Here is a 20,915-nt window from a genome sequence, read left to right as displayed (position 1 = left end):
AAGGGATTTTTGTTGGAAGGGGTATTGTGTATGCCTAAAAGAACGGATTTGAAGAAGATCATGATAATAGGCTCAGGGCCTATCGTAATTGGTCAGGCTTGTGAGTTTGATTATTCAGGCACCCAGGCCTGCAAGGCTTTGAAGAACGAGGGGTATGAGATAGTTTTGGTTAACTCCAACCCTGCCACCATCATGACAGATCCCATGTTGGCAGATAGAACCTATATTGAGCCCATAACGGTCGATTTTTTGGAGAAGATAATCGAAAAGGAGAGGCCCGATGCCATACTGCCGACACTCGGCGGTCAGACGGCCCTCAATGCAGCTATGGATCTGTATAAGGCAAAGATTTTAGATAAATACGGCGTTGAGCTAATCGGTGCAAACGCCCAGACCATAGAGAGGGCTGAGGATAGGGAGCTTTTCAAGAAAGCTATGGATGAGATAGGCCTGAAGGTGCCTGCATCCGGTGTGGCCCACAACTTAAAGGAGGCCTGGGAGATAGTAAACCAGATCCACTTTCCTGTTATTATAAGACCTTCGTTTACACTTGGTGGGACAGGGGCCGGCGTTGCTTACAACAAAGAGGAGTTTGAGGAGGTTGTTAAGTGGGGTCTTGAGCAGAGCCCTGTAAATGAGGTGTTGATAGAGCAGTCCGTTTTAGGGTGGAAGGAGTTTGAGCTTGAGGTTATGCGTGATAAAAAGGACAATGTATTTATCATCTGTTCCATAGAGAACTTTGACCCCATGGGTGTCCATACGGGTGATTCAATAACGGTTGCACCTGCTCAAACCTTGACCGATAAGGAGTATCAGATTTTAAGGGATGCTGCTATCGATATAATAAGGAAGATTGGTGTTGAGACGGGTGGGTCGAATATACAGTTTGCCGTCAATCCGGAGAATGGTGAATTTGTTGTTATTGAGATGAACCCCAGGGTATCGCGTTCTTCGGCTTTGGCAAGTAAGGCGACGGGTTTCCCTATAGCAAAGTTTGCAGCCCTGTTGAGTGTGGGTTATACGCTTGATGAGATTCCAAACGACATAACAAAGAAGACCCCGGCAAGTTTTGAGCCTGTTTTGGACTATGTTGTTGTTAAGATACCGCGATTTACCTTTGAAAAATTCAATACCCCAGATGAACTTGGCACGCAGATGAAGAGCGTTGGCGAGGTTATGGCTATAGGCAGAACCTTCAAGGAGGCATTTCAAAAGGCCATACGCTCTTTGGAGTATAATTGGGACGGTTTTGTTGGAATAGACTGCAGCGACGATGAGTTAAGACATAAGCTAATACACCCCAACTCAAAGCGGTTCTTGTATGTGGCCGAGGCCTTCAGAAGGGGATATGATGTAGATTACATATATGAACTTACATACATAGATAGGTGGTTTTTGCACAATATCAAGCAGATTGTAGAAAAGGAGGAGGAATTAAAAAGAAACCCCGACATAATCCATAAAGAAATCAAAACGCTCAAGCAGTATGGTTTCTCCGACTCCTATCTTGCAAGCATAACGGGTAAGAGCGAGCTTGAGGTTAGGGATTTAAGGAAAACAAACGGCTGCATAAATGTGTATAAGATGGTGGATACCTGCTCTGCCGAATTTGAGGCTTACACTCCCTATTTTTACTCCACATATGAGGATGAGAACGAATCTATACCGTCAAACAACAAGAAGGTTATGATTTTGGGCAGTGGGCCGAATAGGATCGGGCAGGGCATTGAGTTTGATTACACATGCGTTCACGGTTCGTTGGAGTTGAGAAATGAGGGGTATGAGTCGATAATGGTAAATTGCAACCCAGAGACCGTCTCAACGGATTATGATATATCAAATCGATTATACTTTGAACCCCTGGTATTTGAGGATGTAATGAACATCATAGAAAACGAGAAGCCAGAAGGCGTGATTGTTCAATTTGGCGGACAGACCCCTTTAAAGCTTTCGCTTCCACTTAAAAACGCCGGTGTTAAGATATTAGGTACAGACCCAAAGAGTATCGATATAGCAGAAGATAGGGAGCTTTTCAGGGAGTTGATAAATAAATTGAAGCTCTTGCAGCCAGAAAGCGGCATAGCCCATTCAAAGGAGGAGGCCATAGCGGTTGCTGCAAGGGTGGGTTATCCTGTGCTGGTCAGGCCGTCTTATGTGCTTGGTGGCAGGGCTATGATGATAATATTCAACGAGGAGCAGCTGAAGCAGTATGTAGATGAGGCGGTTGAGGTTAGCGGTGAGCGACCTCTGCTTGTTGATAAGTTCTTAGAGGATGCCATCGAGGTGGATGTGGATGCTGTAAGCGACGGTGAGGATACGGTTGTAGCCGCCGTTATGGAACATATAGAGGCTGCCGGTATCCATTCGGGTGATTCTGCCTGTTCTATTCCACCGAGAACCCTAAAGAAAGAGATTGTAAACGAGATAAAAAGACAGACGAGGCTTTTGGCAAAGGAATTGAATGTTAAGGGCCTTATAAACATACAGTTTGCCGTTAAGAATGACAGGGTTTACATATTGGAGGTCAATCCGAGGGCATCAAGAACGGTGCCTTTTGTAAGCAAAGCCACGGGTGTTCATTGGGCGAAGATCGCAACACAGCTCATAATGGGTAAAAAGATAAGGGAGTTGGGCATAAAGGAGGTTGAGCCTAAGTATTACGCCGTAAAGGAATCGGTTTTCCCGTTTGTTAAGTTTCCCAATGTTGATATTACGCTTGGGCCTGAGATGCGCTCAACAGGCGAGGTTATGGGTATAGCGGATGAGTTCCCTATCGCCTATTACAAGGCACTTCTGGCAAGCGGCATGAGATTACCCCAAAGCGGCAATGTGTTTATGTCGTTGTCTGACAGGGATAAACCTCAAGGGGTTATCATAGCCTCTAAACTGCTTGAGCTTGGATTTGATATTTTCTGCACAAGGGGCACATATGAGTATCTGAAAAAAGAGGGGGTTGATGTTAAGTATGTGAAGAAGCTCAGTGAGGGAAGACCCAATATCCTTGACAAGATGAAGAACAATAACATACATTTCTTGATAAATACACCATCGGGCAAGCGCTCAAGGACCGATTCGTTCTATATCAGGAGAACGGCTTTAGTTATGAATATACCTTACTGCACGACGATTTCTGGTGCAATTGCGGCTGTTAGGGCGATTGAAGCTATTGCTAAGGGCAAGAAACTCGATGTTGTGCCGATTCAGGATTATTACAGAAGGGGTGGGACAGATGGCTGAGAAGATGCTTATTACACCTGAGGGTTATAAAAGATTGCTTGAGGAGATGGAGGATCTGCAAAAGAACCAGAGGCCTGCGATTATAAAGGAGATAGAAGAGGCAAGGGCTAAGGGTGATTTGAGCGAGAATGCCGAATACCATGCAGCAAAGGAGAAGCACGCCTTAATAGAAAACAGGATTTCTGAGCTTTCAAGGAAGATAAACAATGCTCAGGTTGTTGATCCTGCGACGGTTCCCAAGGATAGGGTGAATTTCGGCTGCAGGGTTATACTTTACGATATAGATAACGACGAGGAGATTGAATACATGATTGTGGGTGAGGATGAGTCCGATCCCGAAAACGGGAAGATCTCCGTAAACAGCCCCATAGCCAGGTCGCTTTTAGGAAAACAGGAGGGGGACGAGGTTGAGGTTAAGGTGCCTGCAGGGGTTAGAAGATTTGAGATAGAGGAGATAAAGTGAGACTAAAGATAGTTGAGAATGTAGAGGTTGCAAAGAACACCTATTCCCTGAAGTTGGAGAATCCGGCCCTGTTTGATGTTGAGCCGGGGCAGTTTTTTATGGTTAAGATCAATGCTTATCCTTTTCCTTTATTGAGGAGGCCGTTTAGCGTAGCGGATTTTGGTGATTATCTTGAGTTTATCTATAGGGTTGTAGGTGAGGGCACGAAGATCTTAACCACCAAAAAGCCCGGAGAGTTTGTTGATGCCTTAGGCCCTTTGGGGAAGGGCTTTAGTATAAATTCGACAAAGAGGCTTTTGCTTGTTGGTGGAGGCATAGGCGTTGCCCCGCTTCTGTATCTGAAAAAAACCATAGAGGAGACTTACAGGATAGAGTGTGATGCCTATTTTGGTTTCAATAGCTCTGATGAGATATTCACAAGGAATGGAAACATAGCAACAATGGATGGCAGTTTCGGCTTTAAGGGCAATGTTGTGGATATGGTTGAGGGTGCGCTTGATGAGAATACACTTGTCTATGCTTGCGGGCCGACGCTGATGTTAAAGAGGCTTGCATTTTTGTGTTTTGAGAAGAATTCGTCTATGCAGGTTTCGCTTGAATCGAGGATGGCATGTGGCATAGGTGTGTGTTTGGGTTGTGTTGTTCAAACATCAGACAATAGATACAAAAAGGTCTGCGTTGATGGACCTGTTTTTGATTTTGAGGAGATACAATGGCAGGCTCTGTAAATTTAGCGGTTAAATTGGGCAATTTGATATTTAAGAACCCGGTTTTAACAGCCTCGGGAACCTTTGGTTATGGTCTTGAGTATGAGAGGTTCTTGGATTTGAATAGGCTGGGCGGGTTTGTTGTGAAGGGTTTGAGTATAGTCGAGAAATTGGGCAACAAGCCGCCGAGGATCGTTGAGACCCCTTGTGGTATGCTTAATGCGATAGGATTACAAAATATAGGTGTGGATAGGTTTATTGAGGAGAAGCTTCCAAAAATGGCCTCCCTCAACACCCACATCATAGCCAATATATACGGCACAGAGGTTGCAGAGTTTGTTGAGATTGCAGAGAAGCTCGATAAAGAGAGGCTTGTTAGTGCTATAGAGGTCAATGTATCCTGCCCAAATGTTTCAGCAGGCGGTGCCTTATTTGGTAAGGACCCGGATATGGTTTTTGTGCTTACAAGCTCTATAAAGAAAGCCACAAAGAAGCCCGTAATTGTTAAGTTGACACCCAATGTTGAGGATATTGCATTTATTGCTCAGGCGGCACAGTCAGGCGGTGCTGATGCGGTGAGCCTTATAAACACCATAACCGGCATGGTAATAGATACAAAGACCAGAAAACCGTTTTTGGCAAACAAGACAGGCGGTTTGAGCGGGCCTGCTATCTATCCCATAGGCGTCAGGATGGTCTATGAGACATACAAAAAGGTTAAGATCCCCATAATCGGTGTGGGCGGCATATACAATGCAGATGTTGCCCTGCAATACATAATGGCAGGTGCTTCTTTGGTTGAGGTTGGAACGGCAAACTTTATAGATCCTTCTATAACGATTAGTATCATAAAGGGCATAGAGGAGTATTTAATCAATGAGGGCATTGAGAGTATCAATAGCCTTGTTGGTATTGCTCATTCTGAATAGCGTCTGCGTTGCCGGCGGGCTTAGGCAGATATTTGATGTGTATAAGCATAAAGATATTGAATTGTGTTTTGAGCAGAAATCCATAAACGGTATGAGTGGGCAAACCATAGAAAAGAAAGGCAGACTGAAAATCGTAGCGAATGAGAAACTAATGTTTAGTTACAAAAACGAGAGATTGGTTATAGACAACTTCAAGGCGATAGATTACAGGGACAACAAGACCCAGGTTTACAAGCTCAGTGGTTTTGAGAAGGTGCTTTTTTTAATGTTTATAGGCAAAAAAGACCTCAATGAACTGTTTAGGACAGAAGAGCTTGATAACAACACCTACAGGCTTTATCCAAAATACCAGAGTAATATCGACTCGGTTGTGGTTAGATTGGATAATGGAACCGTTAGGGAGTTGACGATAAGCGATATATACGCAAATAGAACGATCTATACATTCTATGCTCCTGATAGCTGCAGAGCATTTAGGTGAAATAAGACCCCTCCTTGAGTCCTTTCCCTTTGAGAAGGAAGGTGAGTTATATCGATATGATAATTTAGCCGTCTTTGTTAACCACGGCAGGGGCGGTCTGTCTTTGGGTTTTAAGGTTTCTCAGCTCTTAGAAAGATACGATGTTGGTATAGTCTTGTTGTTTGGGTTTGCAGGCAGTGTTTGCAATTTGGATGTTGGGCAGTTTGTTTTTGTTAATAGGGTGAAGCTTCTTGATAAAAGCAATAGAGCTATTTTTAATCCTGTTGAGCTTACAAGGGTTTATGGTTTTAGTTGTGTTAATGGCCTTACGCTGCTTGATGGATTCAATTTTGACAACGAATACTTAAGTCTTTTTGCAGACTGCGTGGATAGGGAGGCCTATTTCTTTGCAAAGGCTGTAAGTATTTCGAACTCATTTGGCCTAATACTGAAGGTTATCAGTGATAGAAATACAGAAGACGGTATTGCAAGGCTAAAAAAGGGCTGTTTTAACTATGATGTTGAGAAGCTTAAGGATCTGGTTGACAGGCTTAATAGGATAGAGCAGAACCTGATGCTTTCTGAGATCTTCAGGCATACGGGTATTCTGGATGTTGGAATTTTAAGCGGCATAGAGAGGCTTATTAAAAAGAAACGCTTAAGCTTTAGCTTTCGTCAGATGCTTTATAAAAAGATAGCAATAAACAATACGCAAAAAGAGGCCAAACCGTTAAAAACGGGAATAGTTTTTGTTGAGAAGGGAGTCGATACATCCAGGATAAAAATACCGCTAAATTCGAAAAGGGTTGTCTATATTGATGACTATGTGTCTTATTTTCACAACCTGAAGGATAGGTCTGGTTTGATATTTGCAAACAAGAAGGGGGAGTTTCTAAGGAAGACGCCCGATAATTATACGCCAGAGAATGGCTATGGTTATTCACTGCTTGGCTCATACAATTGCATATATGACTGCTCATACTGTTTTTTGAAGGGGTATTTTAGAAGCTTTAACCCCGTGGTGTTTTTGAATCATGAGGATTACATTGAATCTATCTTGAAGACAATTGAAAGGGATAAAAGAAGGCCTTTGTATTTCTATGCCGGCAGCTTTTCCGACCCTGTGGCATTGAGTGTTTTTAGCGATTTTTATGTGAAGATAGCCGAATTTTTCTCATCCTTAGAAAGCGGTGTCTTCTTAGAGATTAGAACAAAATCCACATATTTAAAACCGTTTTTTGAGCTAAAACCCTCGGGTAATGTTATATTTGCCTTTTCTATTTCTCCCGATAGGGTGTATGACAGATATGAGGCGTTTACACCGAGCATAGAAGCAAGAATGAAGGCTATAAAAAGATTGGATGATGCCGGTTTTTTGATTGGCATCAGGTTTGATCCTGTAATTGTGGAGTATCTTGAGGATTACGGTAAGCTGATTGATTTTGTTAAGGGTATAAAAAACCTCCATTCCGTTGAGATAGGGTTCTTAAGGTTTGATAAGAACGATTACAAGGCTATGCTTGAAAAATCTGCTGCGGTTTTGAGGGGTCTTGTGTATGAGAACGGCATGTATCGCTATCCCTATAAGGCAAGAGAAAAGGCTTTGGATTTTTTTAAGGCCAAGCTGGATAGGTTCTATGTGAACATGGAAGGTTGACCTTAGGTGAATATTGGTGTAAAATTTATTATATAAAACAATCTGGAGGTGAAAAAGATGAGACAGATGACAAAAAAGGCGCTGTTGGATGCATTTGCCGGTGAGTCTATGGCTCATATGAAGTATCTTGCATTCAGTGAGGTTGCAGAGAAAGAGGGTTATCCGGGCATTGCCAAGCTTTTTAAGGCGATTGCCTATGCTGAACAGGTGCATGCAACAAACCACGCAAAGGCGTTGGGTTTGATAGGCACCACCAAGGAGAACCTAAAGGAGGCTGCAGGCGGCGAAAACTTTGAGATAAACGAGATGTATCCCGCCTATGATGCAATAGCAAAACTGCAGGGGGAGAAGTTAGCAGAAAGGTATATCCACTATGCCCTGGAGGCTGAGAAGGTTCATGAGGAGATGTATAACGATGCGCTGAAGGATGTTGAGAACAATAAGGACAAGGAGGTTGACAAGGTCTATGTCTGCCCCGTCTGTGGCTATACGGCTATTGGCGATTTAGATTTTGATAAATGTCCCGTTTGTGGTGTGCCCGCAGATAAATTTGTTGAATTTTAAAATAAAAGTAAGGAGGGTTTTATGAGAAGGGTTGGTTTGCTGAGTTCTCTGTTTTTCTTTCTATTGTTGGGTGTGGCATTTGCAGTCGGGGGTTATGAGAATACAGAGATTGGCAAGATCTTGGGCGGTATAGGCACTCAGAAGTCTCAGACGGCCGATGTTCCTGCACCAGATCCATCGAAGCTGTGTGAGTATTTGGTGGATGTTGATGGATGGAAGTCTGGTGAGTGTGATAAGCTTAAGATGAGCGGCACACCTGCCGGGGATATGGTAAAGGTCGAAAAGGAATACAGGGATGGCGATAAGGTCATAACGATAATAATCTTCAACGGTATAATGGCTCAATCCTCATGGGCTCCGTTTGCACAGGAGGTTAAGGTGGATAACGATAAGGAGCTTGGAGGTTTTACAACCATTAACGGTTTCAGGGCAGGTTTCAACTATAGAAAGAAGGAGCACAGCGGGAGTATAGTTATACCGCTTACAGATGATGTAAAAAACAGGGCGCCCAACGCCGTTATGGGTGTTAATTTTGAGAACATGGATTATGAGGAAGTGGTTGATTTTATGGAGAACTTCGACATTGGATCGATAGTCGATCTATTTCAGTAAAGTTTTAGGGCCTCTTGGAAGGCCCTTTTGTTTTTCTTCTCGGCTGAGTTGTAATCGAGCGAGTTAAAGTATGCCTCTAACGCCTCAATGGTTTGAGAAAGCCTCTTTTTGTATTTATTGAGTATGGCTTCGGCTGCAGAGCTGTCTTTTAGCTGATCTATCGTTAGGATAAGGTGTCTTTTGCATAGGTTTGCCGATGAGTTCATGTAAATCGATAGGCCTTTTTTTGATGCCACTATCTTGCATAGCTGCATGATGGATAGCTTTTCTATACGCTCCTCTTCCAAGCAGAATTTGCACATGAGGTGTTTTGCCATTTTCTTTATGGATTTTGGGCTTTTAAACGCCTCTAAATCTATTGGCAGTATGAAATCGAATGTATTGTTTAGGTATTCCCCCATATCCTTAAGGATGCTTTTGTGCCTGTCGCATATGTATCCTGCCTCTTGTATGGACTTACAGACAGAAGGCTCCTTATAACCCTCTATTTTAAACCACTTCATATATTCATCAAACTCCTTTTTTATACAGTGGCATACGGGACAGTCGTTTAGCTTTAAAGCCTCATGCAGGCACAACTCCATCATGCTTCCATAATAACCTTTGCTTTTTGTATGTCAAAGGTTAAAATAGCTTTCATGGATTGCATTGAGGTTTTAAAAGATCTGGCGGTTGATAGGGTTTCCTCCTCCTTTAGTATAGCAAAAAGGATGCTTAAGTGTTGCATTGAGTTGTGTGGCAGTTTTGATTTTAGACCGCTGGTTGAGGGTGTAATGGATGGGCAGCCCTCTATGAGTGTGGTGATAAACATCGGCAATGAGGTTTTGAAAAGCAGGGATTGCAAGAGTTTAGCGCTGCTTCTAAAAAGGCTTGATGAGGCCGAAGAGTTGTCCATAAATCAGGCATACAGAGAACTTAAGGGCTTAAAAAACATAGCCACCATTTCATTCTCCCATAGCGTTTTTGCCTTAATAGAGAGGCTTAAGCCTGAAAGGGTTTTTCTTTCTGTTTCTCATCCTGCTAAGGAGGGCGAGATTTTGGCAGATAAGCTGAAAAGGGCTGGTATGGATGTTGTGCTGTTTGAGGATGTTGCCTATTCTCTTGTTGTGGATAGGATAGACGCCTTCTTGGTTGGGGCCGATGCTGTCTTTGATGATGGCATTGTTAATAAAATTGGCAGCTATTATCTTGCGCTTTTATCTAAAGAACATTCAATACCGTTCTATGTGGTTGCCAATAGATTTAAATTTCTAAACAACCAGCTGAGGAGGATTTATAAAATAGTGAGCATGCCTAAAGAGGAGATAACGGCTTTGCCTGTTGAGGTTTTGAATGTGTATTTTGAGTTTGTCCCTATAGAACTTGTAAGTAAGGTTTTTTTGGGAGGATTATAGATGGATTTCTTGTTTGGGCCTGTTCCGTCAAGGCGGCTGGGTTTGAGTCTGGGTATAAACATTATACCGTTTAAGGTGTGCAGCTATAGGTGTATATACTGCGAGGTGGGTAAGACCACAGAGCTTACCATAGAGAGAAAGAGCTTCTTTGATGTTGATGCAATAAAAAGGGAATTTGAAGAGAACATATCCAGGATAGGCAAGATAGACTTTGTTACCTTCTCAGGCAGCGGGGAGCCGACCCTGAATGCAGATATAGGCGATCTGATCAGGTTTGTTAAGGGGTTTGGTTATAAAACGGCCGTTCTGACCAATGGGAGTCTGATGTGGAGGGATGATGTGAAATCAGATCTCTATAACGCAGATGTTGTTATACCGAGTCTGGATGCAGCAGAGGGTGATAGCTTTTTAAGGATAAACAGACCCCATCCGTCGTTGGATTTGACTAAGATCATACACGGCATAGCTGATTTTACGCATTCATTTAGGGGTGAGGTCTGGCTTGAGATACTGCTTGTAAAGGGTGTGAACGACAACAAAAGGAACATAGACTCCCTTATAGATGCCATTAGCATGATTGCTCCCAATAGGGTGCAGATAGGAACGGTGGACAGACCCCCAACGCTGCCCTGGGCAGAGAAGGTGGATTTTGAATCTTTGCAGGCGATAGCGGATAGGATAAAAAAAGGGATAGCCTGCGATGTTGAGGTGATTGGCGGTTTCGATAAGGAGAATGATGCCTTCGAGGAGGACAAGGAGAAGGCCATCCTAAAGCTTATAAACATAAGGCCGTGTTCAAGGGCGGAGCTGATGAAGATCTTTGGTATTGGTGAGGATGAGCTTGAGGATATCCTGCAGCGTTTCTCAAGAGAGGGTAAGGCCTTTGAATACAGCTATGGCGGCAAGGATTTTATTACAGGAAGCATGGCAAGAATAGCCGGCATTGGTTTAGAGGATTAGATTTTTGTTGAACAAAAGGCGTTTTTCCATTATAACTTGAAGATAAGTAAACCTTTAAGGAGGGGTGCTATGGTAAGCTACAAGGAGTTGGGTTTTGTAAATACTAAAGAAATGTTCAAGGATGCTATGGAGAAGGGCTATGCCGTGCCTGCATACAACTTCAATAATATGGAACAGCTGCAGGCCATTATTACCGCATGCACATTGACCCAATCCCCCGTGATTCTGCAGGTTTCAAAGGGTGCAAGGAAGTATGCCAACCAGACGCTTTTGAGGTGGATGGCCCAGGGTGCCGTTGAGCTTATGAAGGAGATTGCTAAGGAGAACAACTTAAAGGAGATTCCAATAGCCCTGCATTTAGACCACGGTGATAGCTTTGAATTGTGCAAAAGCTGCATAGAGATGGGCTTTTCATCCGTTATGATTGATGGGAGTCATCTGCCCTATGAGGAGAATGTTGAAATCACGGCCAGGGTCGTTGAATATGCCCATAAATACGATGTTAGTGTCGAGGGCGAGCTTGGCGTTTTAGCTGGAATTGAGGAGGATGTCCAGGCTGAAAAGAGTATTTATACAAATCCGGATGATGTTGAGGATTTTGTAAAAAGGACAGGCGTTGACTCGCTTGCCATTGCCATAGGAACAAGCCATGGAGCCTATAAATTTAAGGTTAAGCCCGGTGAACAGCCACCACCATTGAGATTCGATATTTTGGAGGAGATAGAGAAGAGGATTCCGGGCTTTCCGATAGTGTTGCACGGGGCTTCGAGCGTATTGCAGGAGTATGTTGAGATGATAAATAAATACGGCGGTGATTTGGGTGGTGCTGTCGGTGTGCCGGAGGATCAGCTAAGAAGGGCGGCAAGGAGCGCAGTGTGCAAGATAAACATAGATTCAGACGGAAGGCTTGCTATGACGGCAAAGGTCAGGGAGATTCTCTGGACGCAGCCTAAGGAGTTTGACCCAAGGAAGTATTTGGGGCCTGCAAGGGAAGAGTTGATAAAGATGTATATGAGGAAGAATAAAGAGGTATTGGGAAGCGCAAACAGGGTGTGATTTATGGGAAGCTTTAGGAAGAAATTACTTATTTATATGTTGACCTTTGGGATTGCGATGGGGGTTATATTCCCCATCTTTGCCTCTCTTTTTGTCAAGGTGAATAAGGGCTATTCTGTAGTTTTTGACATCTCTTGCATAGCAGCCGGTGTAGTTGTGGGCTTAAGTGGGTTTTACATTACAAAGATAACCATTTTGAAGCAGTTAGAGAGGATAGCCTTTATAGCCAAGAACATAGAAAGCGGCGATTTGAAGGATAGGATAGAGAATGAGGATTTGCTCAACTCAGAGGATGAGATAGGTATGCTTGCCCGTAACTTCAACAAGGCGCTGGATGCTTTGAGTGGTGTTATAGTAAAGACCAAGGGCTTGGCTCAGTCATTGAGTGAGCTGTCATCCTCTGTGGATAGCGGCACAAGGGGCGTAAAGGAGTTGTCCGATAAGGCAGAAAGGCATCTCATCGATGTTAAAGAAGCAATGGATTCTTTAAAGGGGCTTTACAGTGGACTTGAGGAGAAGCTATCCTCGGTCAGGGAGAGCTTAGAGAATTCAAATGAAGCCTTTAATGAGAGCTTTGGTTTAATTGAGGGCAATCTAAATACGATAAACAGGTTTTCTGATTCCTTCAGGGAGATGAAATCCTCCATAGAGCAGCTAAGGGGCATAGTGGATGTTGTGGCAAAGACCGTTGGCGTGATAGATGAGATAGCCAATCAGACGAATCTATTGGCCCTAAATGCGGCCATTGAGGCAGCAAGAGCAGGAGAAGCTGGGCGAGGCTTTGCCGTTGTTGCCGATGAGGTTAGAAAATTGGCGGAGGATACACACTCCTCGACAAAGAAGATAGGCGATGTTATAAAGGAACTCGTTGGCATGGCCGAGGGGTTCTATGAGGATATTAACCGCATAAGCCTAAAGACAGAGGAAAGCAAAAGGGATAGTGAAATTCTGATAAACAAGACCAGGGGCCTGCACGATGAGATGAACAGGGTGTATGATGAGCTGATGTCCTTTTTTAAGGACATTGAGGAGTTATCCAGTGTTGTGGATGTTGTTGGTTCAAACATAGAGAATATGGGCATAATAAAGGAGAATGGGGATTTAGTTAAGCGTATTGGCGATAGAATGGATGAATTGATGAGAGAGGTGCGCTCGTTGAAGGCGCATATAGAGGAGTTTAGGGTTTAGGCTTATGAGGAAAGCAAAAGAAGTTGGTATGATGGAGGATATACTGGATTTTGAATACACCAAAAAGCACGACTTTGAGCTTAAATACCTTGCCCATTACGGCTTCATAAGGAGCCTGTGTGTAAAAGGGCAGAAAGAAAGGATATTGGAGTTTTCTAAAGGCATAAGGGATAGGTATGAAAGCTTTGTTCAGGTGGGTATCGGTGGGTCTGCCTTACCCCTTGAGGCCTCTTTGCGTTTTTTAGATAAAAGGGGCGTTATGGAGCGATTTTTGAGCCTTGATAACATCGACCCGTGCCGCATCGAGAGGGTTTTGTCTTTGGATATAGATAAAACCTTCTTTCATGTGGTGTCAAAAAGCGGTTCAACCATAGAGACGCTTGCAGAGTTCTTTGTGCTTAAAAAGAGGCTGAAGCCTGAGCAGATTGCCTTTACAACATCCAACAAGGGGTTTTTGTATGAGGTGGGAGCCAAAGAGGGTATAGAGTTGTTCTTTATACCCGATGAGGTCGGCGGCAGGTATTCGGTCTTTAGCCCTGTTGGTCTTGTTGGTCTGGCTTTCTTTGGTTTTGACATAGACGCCTTTATAGAAGGGGCAAAAACTGCGGTCAGGGCATACAGAAACGGCTGGGATTTTCCCAACGATTTTGTCAATTTTGCTATAGGTGCATATCAGGATAGTAAAAATATGCTGGTTATGTTTGCCTATAAGGACTATCTGTTCGGCATAGTCGATTGGTTTAGGCAATTGTGGGCTGAAAGTTTGGGCAAGGACTCAAAGGGGCAAACCCCCATTAATGCGTTGGGTGTGACCGATCAGCATTCGCAGTTGCAACTGTATCAGGAAGGCCCTAAAGATAAGGCCATAGTCTTTATTGATGCACCAAGCAGGTGCGATTTTGAGATAGAAGACGATTACGGGTTTGACTATCTAAAGGGCAAAACCCTATCTCAAATAATGGAGATAGAGAAGAATTCAACGATGAGGGCCCTTAAGGAAAGCGGTGTGGATGTTGCCCATTTGAGGCTTAAAAGGAATGATGAGTTTGCCCTTGGCGGGCTGTTGATGGGTTTGATGATAGCAACGGCCAAGGCGGGTGAGGTTTTGGGCGTTGATCCGTTTAACCAGCCCGGCGTTGAGCTGGGCAAAAGATATACAAAAGAGGCATTGAAGAATGGCTGAGTTGGCTTACAAAACCAAGATTTACTATGATGATACAGATGCCGGCGGTGTTGTCTATTATGCTAATTATCTTAAGCTTTATGAGAGGGCAAAGCAGGAGTTTTTTCTAAAGAAAGGATGTGATCTGTTTAGGCTTCACTATGAGGGGGTTTATCTGATAGTAAAAGAGGTTAAGGCCAATTACATAAAGAGCTTAAGGCTTGGTGAGGAGGCCTTGGTCTTTGTTGAGGTTAAAAGGATAAAGAAGGCTAGTATAGAGCTTTACTTTCAGGTAAAGGTAAATGATGAGCTTAGGGCCGAGGCTGAGATACTGTCTGTTGCGGTTGATACGGATAGCAGAATAGTAAAACTGCCCGATTGTGTATCCAAATTGTTGACATAGATTAGAATTTAATAATAATTGTTCTAATTTTTAAGGGGGGCTTTAAGATGGCAAGAAGAAGTGATGTGATGTTAAGGGGGCCAGAGAGGGCGCCGCATAGGTCTTTATTTAAAGCCGACGGTTATACCGATATTGAGCTAAACAGGCCGATAATAGCCATAGCCAATTCATATAATACGATAGTGCCGGGACATGTGCATATGCAACAGCTCGTTGAGGCTGTTAAATACGGCATATACATGGCCGGTGGCACACCTATAGAGTTCAATGTGATAGGCGTTGATGACGGTATAGCGATGGGGCATTTGGGTATGCACTATTCGCTGCCCTCGCGTGAGCTTATAGCCGATTCTGTGGAAACGATGGTCAATGCGCACCCAGTTGATGGTCTTGTGATCTTGCCGGCATGCGATAAGATTGTGCCCGGCATGATGATGGCTGCTGCAAGGGTCAATATACCGACGATCATGATCTCCGGCGGTCCAATGCTTGCCGGCAGATACAACGGCACCGATATAGATCTGGCCCAGGTATTTGAGGGTGTGGGTAAATATTTAAGCGGCCAGATAACCGAAGAAGAGCTAAAGCAGATAGAGGATGTTGGGTGTCCTTCTTGTGGTTCGTGCTCGGGCATGTATTCGGCAAACTCGATAAACTGCATCAGCGAGGTTTTGGGCCTTTCTTTGCCTGGAAACGGCACAATTCCTGCCCCTATGGCTGCAAGGGTCAGGCTTGCAAAAATTGCCGGAATGAAGATAGTTGAGCTTGTAAACAGGGGTATAAGACCCAGGGATATAATGACAAAAGAGGCGTTCCATAACGCCATTATTGCCGATATGGCTATGGGCTGCTCAACAAATACGGTGCTTCACCTTTTGGCCATAGCACAGGAGGCAAAGGTCGATTTGACGCTGGATGATTTTGATAGATTTACGGATAAGGTGCCTGATCTGTGTGCATTTTCTCCGGTTGGTCCGTATCATTTACAGGATTTAGATGAAGCAGGCGGTATGATGGCGCTTCTAAATAGGCTTGAGCCTTTGGGACTTTTGAATCACGACTGCATAACGGTAAGCGGCAAGACGATTTATGAGAGCTATAAGGATGCAAGGGTTTATAGGGATGAGGTTATAAGGCCGTTGGATAAGCCGTATTACCCGAGGGGCGGTCTTACAATCTTAAAAGGCAATTTAGCACCCGATGGTGCTGTGCTGAAGCAGTCCGGTGTTGATACATCCATGAACAGGTTTGTTGGAAGAGCCAGGGTGTTTGACTCAGAAGAAGAGGCGCTAAAGGCTATATTTGGAAAGCAGATAAACAAGGGCGATGTTGTGGTTATCAGGTATGAGGGGCCTGCTGGAGGGCCTGGAATGAAGGAGATGTTGCAGCCCACAAGCGCCATAGCAGGAATGGGTCTTGACAAGGATGTGGCCTTGATTACAGACGGAAGATTCTCAGGGGCAACGAGGGGTCTTTCTGTGGGCCATATATCGCCTGAGGCTGCAAGGGGCGGTTTGATAGGATTGATTGAGGAGGGCGATAAGATAGAGTTTGATGTTGAGAATAAGAAGATGAATCTCCTTGTTGATGATAAGGCAATTCAAGAAAGGAAGAAGAACTTTAAGCCCAAACCACCCAAGATTAGAGAGGGTTGGCTTGCAAGGTATGCCAAGATGGTTGGGCCTGCAAGCAAAGGGGCTGTTTTAGAATACTAAATGGAGGTTGAGGCGTTGAAGAAGTACAACCCGGCTGAGATAGAGACAAAATGGCAGAGGGTTTGGGAAGAGAAGGGGGTTTTTAAGGCTAAGGATTTTGACAAAAAACCCAAGTTCTATCAGCTTGAGATGTTCCCCTATCCTTCGGGCAGGATCCATATGGGGCATGTCAGGAATTACTCCATAGGTGATGCCATAGCCAGGTATAAATTTGCCCAGGGGTATAATGTTTTGCATCCTATGGGTTTTGATGCATTTGGAATGCCTGCTGAGAATGCAGCAATCAGCAACAAAACCCATCCTGCTAAATGGACATATTCCAACATCGATTACATGATTAAAGAACTCAAAAGGCTTGGCTTTTCATACGATTGGGACAGGCTCGTTATTACCTGTGATGCGAATTATTACAAATGGGAGCAGAAGGTCTTTATAGAGATGTTCAAAAGGGGCATGGTTTATCGTGCAAAGAGCACGGTGAATTACTGCCCGACATGTAAAACCGTTCTGGCCAACGAGCAGGTTGAGGATGGCAAGTGCTGGAGATGCGGCGATGAGGTTATTCAGAAGGAGATGGACGAATGGTTCTTAAAGATCACCGATTATGCCGATCAGCTGCTTGACGATATGGAACTCATAAAGGATGGTTGGCCAGAGAAGGTTCTGATTCAGCAGAAAAACTGGATAGGAAAATCCAAGGGCGCCTTTGTTAGGTTTAAAATAAAGGGTAAGGATGAGTATTTTGAGGTATTTACAACAAGGCCGGATACACTGTTTGGTGTTACATTTGTCAGTATAGCCCCGAACCATCCCAAGCTGATGGAGTTGGTCAGCGATGAGCAGAAGGAAGCCGTTGAGGCGTTTGTTGAGGAGTTTAAGAAGGTTGATAGGGATTTCTCCAAAGAAAAAGAGGGTGTGTTTACGGGGGCTTATCTGATAAATCCGGCCACAGGGGAGGAGGTTCCCCTATATGCTGCAAATTTCGTCTTGATGGATTACGGAACGGGCGTTGTTATGGCTGTTCCTGCCCATGATCAGAGGGATTTTGAATTTGCCACAAAGTATGGCCTCAAAAAGAAGATCGTCATAACCACCGAAGGCTTAACGGATAATCCGGATGAGCTTGATAGGGCATACACAGAGCCGGGTGTATTGGTAAATTCGGCTCAATTTGATGGCATGGATAATGAGAAGGCCAAATGGGAGATAGTAAAATGGCTTGAGGATAAGGGTCTTGCCAGGGTTGGCTATCAATACAGGCTGAGGGATTGGAATGTCTCACGCCAGAGGTATTGGGGTGCACCAATTCCCGTTATTTACTGTCCCAATTGTGGAATAGTGCCTGAAAAGGAGGAGAACCTGCCTGTAAGGTTGCCTGAGAATGTGGAGATTACGGGTGAGGGCGGCTCACCGCTTGCCAGGGTGGATGAGTTTGTTAATACCAAATGCCCTGTCTGCGGGGCCGATGCAAAAAGGGAGACCGATACATTCGATACATTCGTTGAGTCTTCATGGTATTTTCTGCGCTATTGTTCGCCCAAATACGACAAGGCCATCTTCGATAGAGAAAAAGCGGATTACTGGATGGATGTTGACCAGTATGTTGGCGGTATTGAGCATGCCGTTATGCATCTGCTCTATGCAAGGTATTTTACGAAGGTTTTGAGGGATTTGGGCTATACCAGCTCAACGGAGCCGTTTAAGAGGCTTCTAACCCAGGGCATGGTTATAAAAGACGGCGCCAAGATGAGCAAATCCAAGGGCAATGTGGTTGATCCGGATGATATTATCAACCAATACGGAGCCGATACGGCAAGGCTGTTTATCCTGTTTGCCGCACCCCCTGAGAAGGACCTTGAATGGTCTGATGAGGGTGTTGAGGGTGCCTATAGGTTTTTAAACAGGGTCTGGCGTCTGGTTTATGAGCATAGGGATTTGAGGGTTAGGGATGTTGAGATAAAGACCGATAGGCTGAAAGAGTTAAATTACATGATACACTCCACCATAAAGAGGATTACGCACGATTTTGAGCATTACCACTTCAATACGGCTATTGCCGCAAGTATGGAGTTTGTGAATTTCCTGTATGAGTTTAAGCCGCAGAGTGAGGATGAGAAGGCCCTATTTGCCAAGGCTATTGAGGTGCTCCTTGTTATGCTCAACCCCATAGTTCCGCATATTGCTGAGGAGCTGTGGCAGTTAACCGGACATGAGACATTGATAGCGTTTGAACCGTGGCCCGAATACGATGAGTCTGCCACTGTCAAGGATACCATAACCATAGCCATAACGGTCAATGGTAAGTTGAGGGATACATTGACTCTGCCCAGGGGCATCAAAGAGGATGAGGTCTTTGAGAAGGCAAAGCAGAGCAATAAGGTAAAAAGGCACATAGAGGGTAAGACTATAGTTAAGAGGATTTTTGTTAAGGATAAACTATTGAATATAGTGGTGAAATAATGAAGAGATTTGTTTTATTGGCTGTTCTGCTTTTTGTTTATGGGTGTGCCTATAGCTTTGTTGGACAGAACTCGTCAATGATGGGTGGCATAAAAAGGCTCTATATCGATAATGTTGTTAATCTTACAACCCAGCCCAATCTCCAGATATATCTAAAGGGCGATTTGATTAATACGATGAATTTGGACTCAAGGGTATCTGTTGTAGAGAGCAAGGATGGGGCAGATGGTATATTGAGGGTTTCTATACTGCACTATGTAATTGAGCCTATATCCTATGATGAAAGTGGACTCAGCTCAAGATACAGGTGCACCATAGATGCTAAAGTTAGCCTGATCTCTAAAAACGGGGAAGAGCTTTTGAATAATAGGGAGGTGTCCAGCTATAGGGATTTTAACGCATCAGGCAGCGTTGATGCCACAGAAAAGGCCAGAAGGGAAGTCTCCAAAGAGGTTATCAAGGATCTGGCCGACAAGATTAAGGATCTATTGTTTGTGGGTTTTTGAGGATGTATTTTCTTATTAAATGGGCCATTAACACCATAGCTTTGGGGGTTGCTGCCATAATCGTGAAGGGCGTTGTCGTGCACAGCGTTGTTGCGCTTGCTGTTGCATCGTTGATAATAGGTTTTCTCAATGCATCCCTAAAGCCCATCATGATTATATTGACGTTGCCTTTGAATATACTTACCATGGGGCTTTTTACGCTTGTTATAAACACCATTATGATTTTAATCACATCGCAGATCGTTAGGGGTTTTGATGTCAGTGGTTTCTGGGCAGCTTTTGTTGCCTCGCTATTTATGAGCTTTATTAGTTTTATTTTGAGTATGTTTGTAGGAGAAGAATAGCATGTGTGAGATACCATCTTTGAAGATAGGCGATAAGGAGGCTAAATACGCCATAGTTCAGGGGGGAATGGGTGTAGGCATATCTTTATCTTCCCTGGCCAGTGCTGTGGCTAAAGAAGGCGGTATAGGCGTAATATCCGCCGCCGAGATCGGAATGGTGGATGAGAAGGATTTTATGAAACACCCTCAACAGGCCAATGAGAGGGCTTTGAGAAAAGAAATCAGAAAGGCCAGAGAGCTTTCAGGTGGCGGGATTATAGGCGTCAACATAATGGTGGCCATGAGTGAATTTGAGCATCTGTTTGAGGTGTCTGTGGAGGAAGGGATTGACATCGTATTTGCAGGTGCTGGCCTGCCGCTTGATGTGCCGTATGAGAAGTTAAGAGACAGTGATACGAAGTTTGGGGCCATTGTATCATCCGATAGGGCTTTGAAGTTGATCTTTAGGTATTGGGATAGGCACTATAAGGATGTCCCCGATTGTGTGGTTGTGGAAGGCCCAAAGGCTGGAGGCCATTTAGGTTTTAAACCCCAGCAGATAGACGATCCTGATTTTGCTTTGGAGAGGCTTTTGCCGCCTATAATAGAGGCCGTTAAGCCGTATGAGGATAAGTATGACAGAAAGATACCGGTGATCGCAGCGGGTGGTATATATACGGGTGAGGATATATACTATTTCATAAACGAGATAGGCGCAGACGGGGTGCAGATGGGCACCCGTTTTGTTGCAACGCATGAGTGCGATGCCGATATAAGGTTTAAAGAGGCATACATAAAGGCCAAGAAAGAGGATGTGGTTATAATAAAAAGCCCTGTGGGACTGCCGGGAAGGGCCATAAGGAACAAATTTTTAGAGGATGTTGAAAAAGGTAAAAGGCAGCCGTTTAAGTGTATCTGGCAGTGTTTGAAGGGGTGTGATTATAAAAAAGCACCATACTGCATAACCCAGGCGCTTGTGAACGCCCAGAAGGGCAGGTTTGCCGGTGGTTTTGCCTTTGCCGGTGCCAATGTTTACAGGGTGGATAAGATAGTTTCCACAAAAGAGCTGTTTGATGAGTTAAAAGAGGGATACGCAAGGGCCTGCAGAAGCCACTAATC

Annotated in this window: 20 protein-coding genes; 19 read left to right on the top strand and 1 reads right to left on the bottom strand. The window is 44.2% G+C overall.

The genetic code is table 11. The features are described 5' to 3' along the window. Positions 1-30 precede the first annotated feature (30 nt). The 8 genes from carB to D891_RS0106155 are packed head-to-tail and all read left to right on the top strand — an operon-like array spanning position 31 to position 8,629. Entirely contained in the window at positions 31-3,237 is a 3,207-nt protein-coding gene (carB, locus tag D891_RS0106190; RefSeq protein ID WP_025270258.1) for a carbamoyl-phosphate synthase large subunit, read from the top strand. Beyond that, a complete protein-coding gene (gene greA / locus D891_RS0106185; RefSeq protein WP_025270257.1) occupies positions 3,230-3,700 on the top strand; it encodes a transcription elongation factor GreA in 471 nt (156 codons plus the stop codon). The genes carB and greA overlap by 8 nt, the downstream gene beginning before the upstream one ends. Then, positions 3,697-4,428, top strand: a complete 732-nt coding sequence (locus D891_RS0106180; protein WP_025270256.1) for a dihydroorotate dehydrogenase electron transfer subunit — start codon at positions 3,697-3,699, stop codon at positions 4,426-4,428. Before greA ends, D891_RS0106180 begins: the two co-directional genes overlap by 4 nt. After that, a complete protein-coding gene (locus D891_RS0106175; RefSeq protein ID WP_025270255.1) occupies positions 4,413-5,336 on the top strand; it encodes a dihydroorotate dehydrogenase in 924 nt (307 codons plus the stop codon). Before D891_RS0106180 ends, D891_RS0106175 begins: the two co-directional genes overlap by 16 nt. Further along, entirely contained in the window at positions 5,284-5,817 is a 534-nt protein-coding gene (locus D891_RS0106170; protein ID WP_025270254.1) for an outer-membrane lipoprotein carrier protein LolA, read from the top strand. The genes D891_RS0106175 and D891_RS0106170 overlap by 53 nt, the downstream gene beginning before the upstream one ends. Next, positions 5,786-7,453, top strand: coding sequence for an SPL family radical SAM protein (locus D891_RS0106165; protein ID WP_025270253.1), 1,668 nt, complete (start codon positions 5,786-5,788; stop codon positions 7,451-7,453). Before D891_RS0106170 ends, D891_RS0106165 begins: the two co-directional genes overlap by 32 nt. Positions 7,454-7,510: 57 nt before the next feature. Continuing rightward, complete coding sequence (locus D891_RS0106160; RefSeq protein ID WP_025270252.1) at positions 7,511-8,017, top strand: rubrerythrin family protein; 507 nt, start codon at positions 7,511-7,513, stop codon at positions 8,015-8,017. Between the two features lie 21 nt (positions 8,018-8,038). Then, complete coding sequence (locus D891_RS0106155; RefSeq protein WP_025270251.1) at positions 8,039-8,629, top strand: hypothetical protein; 591 nt, start codon at positions 8,039-8,041, stop codon at positions 8,627-8,629. Here the strand turns inward: D891_RS0106155 and D891_RS0106150 are convergent. Continuing rightward, complete coding sequence (locus D891_RS0106150; protein ID WP_156919075.1) at positions 8,623-9,216, bottom strand: hypothetical protein; 594 nt, start codon at positions 9,214-9,216, stop codon at positions 8,623-8,625. The two genes, D891_RS0106155 and D891_RS0106150, sit on opposite strands and share 7 nt — an antisense overlap. A gap of 27 nt (positions 9,217-9,243) precedes the next feature. On the opposite strand from D891_RS0106150, the gene D891_RS09540 reads away from it, so the two are divergent. The 11 genes from D891_RS09540 (at position 9,244) to D891_RS0106095 (ending at position 20,913) form a co-directional block, all read left to right on the top strand. Continuing rightward, positions 9,244-10,023 carry a hypothetical protein gene (locus tag D891_RS09540; RefSeq protein ID WP_198014797.1) on the top strand — a complete coding sequence of 260 codons (780 nt, stop codon included), beginning with the start codon at positions 9,244-9,246 and terminating at the stop codon, positions 10,021-10,023. Then, the gene (locus D891_RS0106140; protein ID WP_025270248.1) at positions 10,024-10,983 is read left to right on the top strand and encodes a radical SAM protein; all 960 of its coding nucleotides are present in this window, start codon (positions 10,024-10,026) and stop codon (positions 10,981-10,983) included. Between the two features lie 69 nt (positions 10,984-11,052). Next, the gene (locus tag D891_RS0106135; RefSeq protein WP_025270247.1) at positions 11,053-12,039 is read left to right on the top strand and encodes a class II fructose-bisphosphate aldolase; all 987 of its coding nucleotides are present in this window, start codon (positions 11,053-11,055) and stop codon (positions 12,037-12,039) included. Positions 12,040-12,042: 3 nt separating this feature from the next. After that, complete coding sequence (locus D891_RS0106130) at positions 12,043-13,227, top strand: methyl-accepting chemotaxis protein (RefSeq protein WP_025270246.1); 1,185 nt, start codon at positions 12,043-12,045, stop codon at positions 13,225-13,227. A 4-nt stretch (positions 13,228-13,231) separates the two neighbouring features. Next, a complete protein-coding gene (locus tag D891_RS0106125) occupies positions 13,232-14,410 on the top strand; it encodes a glucose-6-phosphate isomerase (RefSeq protein ID WP_025270245.1) in 1,179 nt (392 codons plus the stop codon). Next, entirely contained in the window at positions 14,403-14,792 is a 390-nt protein-coding gene (locus tag D891_RS0106120; protein ID WP_025270244.1) for an acyl-CoA thioesterase, read from the top strand. The genes D891_RS0106125 and D891_RS0106120 overlap by 8 nt, the downstream gene beginning before the upstream one ends. 47 nt (positions 14,793-14,839) lie before the next feature. Beyond that, a complete protein-coding gene (gene ilvD / locus D891_RS0106115) occupies positions 14,840-16,507 on the top strand; it encodes a dihydroxy-acid dehydratase (RefSeq protein WP_025270243.1) in 1,668 nt (555 codons plus the stop codon). After that, positions 16,508-18,967: a leucine--tRNA ligase gene (gene leuS / locus D891_RS0106110; protein ID WP_029952082.1), complete on the top strand. Its 2,460-nt coding sequence runs from the start codon at positions 16,508-16,510 to the stop codon at positions 18,965-18,967. It abuts the gene before it with no gap. Continuing rightward, the gene (gene lptE / locus D891_RS0106105; protein WP_025270241.1) at positions 18,967-19,473 is read left to right on the top strand and encodes an LPS assembly lipoprotein LptE; all 507 of its coding nucleotides are present in this window, start codon (positions 18,967-18,969) and stop codon (positions 19,471-19,473) included. Before leuS ends, lptE begins: the two co-directional genes overlap by 1 nt. A 2-nt stretch (positions 19,474-19,475) precedes the next feature. Then, positions 19,476-19,817: a phage holin family protein gene (locus D891_RS0106100; protein ID WP_025270240.1), complete on the top strand. Its 342-nt coding sequence runs from the start codon at positions 19,476-19,478 to the stop codon at positions 19,815-19,817. Position 19,818: 1 nt separating this feature from the next. Further along, complete coding sequence (locus D891_RS0106095) at positions 19,819-20,913, top strand: NAD(P)H-dependent flavin oxidoreductase (RefSeq protein WP_025270239.1); 1,095 nt, start codon at positions 19,819-19,821, stop codon at positions 20,911-20,913. The last annotated feature ends 2 nt before the right edge of the window (positions 20,914-20,915 follow it).

The organism is Hippea sp. KM1 (genome assembly GCF_000526195.1).
GTDB lineage: Bacteria > Campylobacterota_A > Desulfurellia > Desulfurellales > Hippeaceae > Hippea.
Note: the sequence above shows the minus strand (reverse complement) of the source record. Positions and strands in the feature narration are given on the sequence as shown.

What these genes read in the sequence shown, in the direction of transcription:
- D891_RS0106120 (WP_025270244.1), top strand. Translation starts at nt 14,403, where the DNA reads ATGGCTGAGTTGGCTTACAAAACCAAGATTTACTATGATGATACAGAT.
- D891_RS0106130 (WP_025270246.1), top strand. Translation starts at nt 12,043, where the DNA reads ATGGGAAGCTTTAGGAAGAAATTACTTATTTATATGTTGACCTTTGGG.
- D891_RS0106155 (WP_025270251.1), top strand. Translation starts at nt 8,039, where the DNA reads ATGAGAAGGGTTGGTTTGCTGAGTTCTCTGTTTTTCTTTCTATTGTTG.
- D891_RS0106160 (WP_025270252.1), top strand. Translation starts at nt 7,511, where the DNA reads ATGAGACAGATGACAAAAAAGGCGCTGTTGGATGCATTTGCCGGTGAG.
- D891_RS0106175 (WP_025270255.1), top strand. Translation starts at nt 4,413, where the DNA reads ATGGCAGGCTCTGTAAATTTAGCGGTTAAATTGGGCAATTTGATATTT.
- D891_RS0106125 (WP_025270245.1), top strand. Translation starts at nt 13,232, where the DNA reads ATGAGGAAAGCAAAAGAAGTTGGTATGATGGAGGATATACTGGATTTT.
- D891_RS0106165 (WP_025270253.1), top strand. Translation starts at nt 5,786, where the DNA reads ATGCTCCTGATAGCTGCAGAGCATTTAGGTGAAATAAGACCCCTCCTT.
- D891_RS09540 (WP_198014797.1), top strand. Translation starts at nt 9,244, where the DNA reads ATGTCAAAGGTTAAAATAGCTTTCATGGATTGCATTGAGGTTTTAAAA.
- D891_RS0106100 (WP_025270240.1), top strand. Translation starts at nt 19,476, where the DNA reads ATGTATTTTCTTATTAAATGGGCCATTAACACCATAGCTTTGGGGGTT.
- D891_RS0106150 (WP_156919075.1), bottom strand. Translation starts at nt 9,216, where the DNA reads ATGATGGAGTTGTGCCTGCATGAGGCTTTAAAGCTAAACGACTGTCCC.
- greA (WP_025270257.1), top strand. Translation starts at nt 3,230, where the DNA reads ATGGCTGAGAAGATGCTTATTACACCTGAGGGTTATAAAAGATTGCTT.
- D891_RS0106135 (WP_025270247.1), top strand. Translation starts at nt 11,053, where the DNA reads ATGGTAAGCTACAAGGAGTTGGGTTTTGTAAATACTAAAGAAATGTTC.
- D891_RS0106170 (WP_025270254.1), top strand. Translation starts at nt 5,284, where the DNA reads ATGAGGGCATTGAGAGTATCAATAGCCTTGTTGGTATTGCTCATTCTG.
- D891_RS0106140 (WP_025270248.1), top strand. Translation starts at nt 10,024, where the DNA reads ATGGATTTCTTGTTTGGGCCTGTTCCGTCAAGGCGGCTGGGTTTGAGT.
- ilvD (WP_025270243.1), top strand. Translation starts at nt 14,840, where the DNA reads ATGGCAAGAAGAAGTGATGTGATGTTAAGGGGGCCAGAGAGGGCGCCG.
- carB (WP_025270258.1), top strand. Translation starts at nt 31, where the DNA reads ATGCCTAAAAGAACGGATTTGAAGAAGATCATGATAATAGGCTCAGGG.
- lptE (WP_025270241.1), top strand. Translation starts at nt 18,967, where the DNA reads ATGAAGAGATTTGTTTTATTGGCTGTTCTGCTTTTTGTTTATGGGTGT.
- D891_RS0106095 (WP_025270239.1), top strand. Translation starts at nt 19,819, where the DNA reads ATGTGTGAGATACCATCTTTGAAGATAGGCGATAAGGAGGCTAAATAC.
- leuS (WP_029952082.1), top strand. Translation starts at nt 16,508, where the DNA reads ATGGAGGTTGAGGCGTTGAAGAAGTACAACCCGGCTGAGATAGAGACA.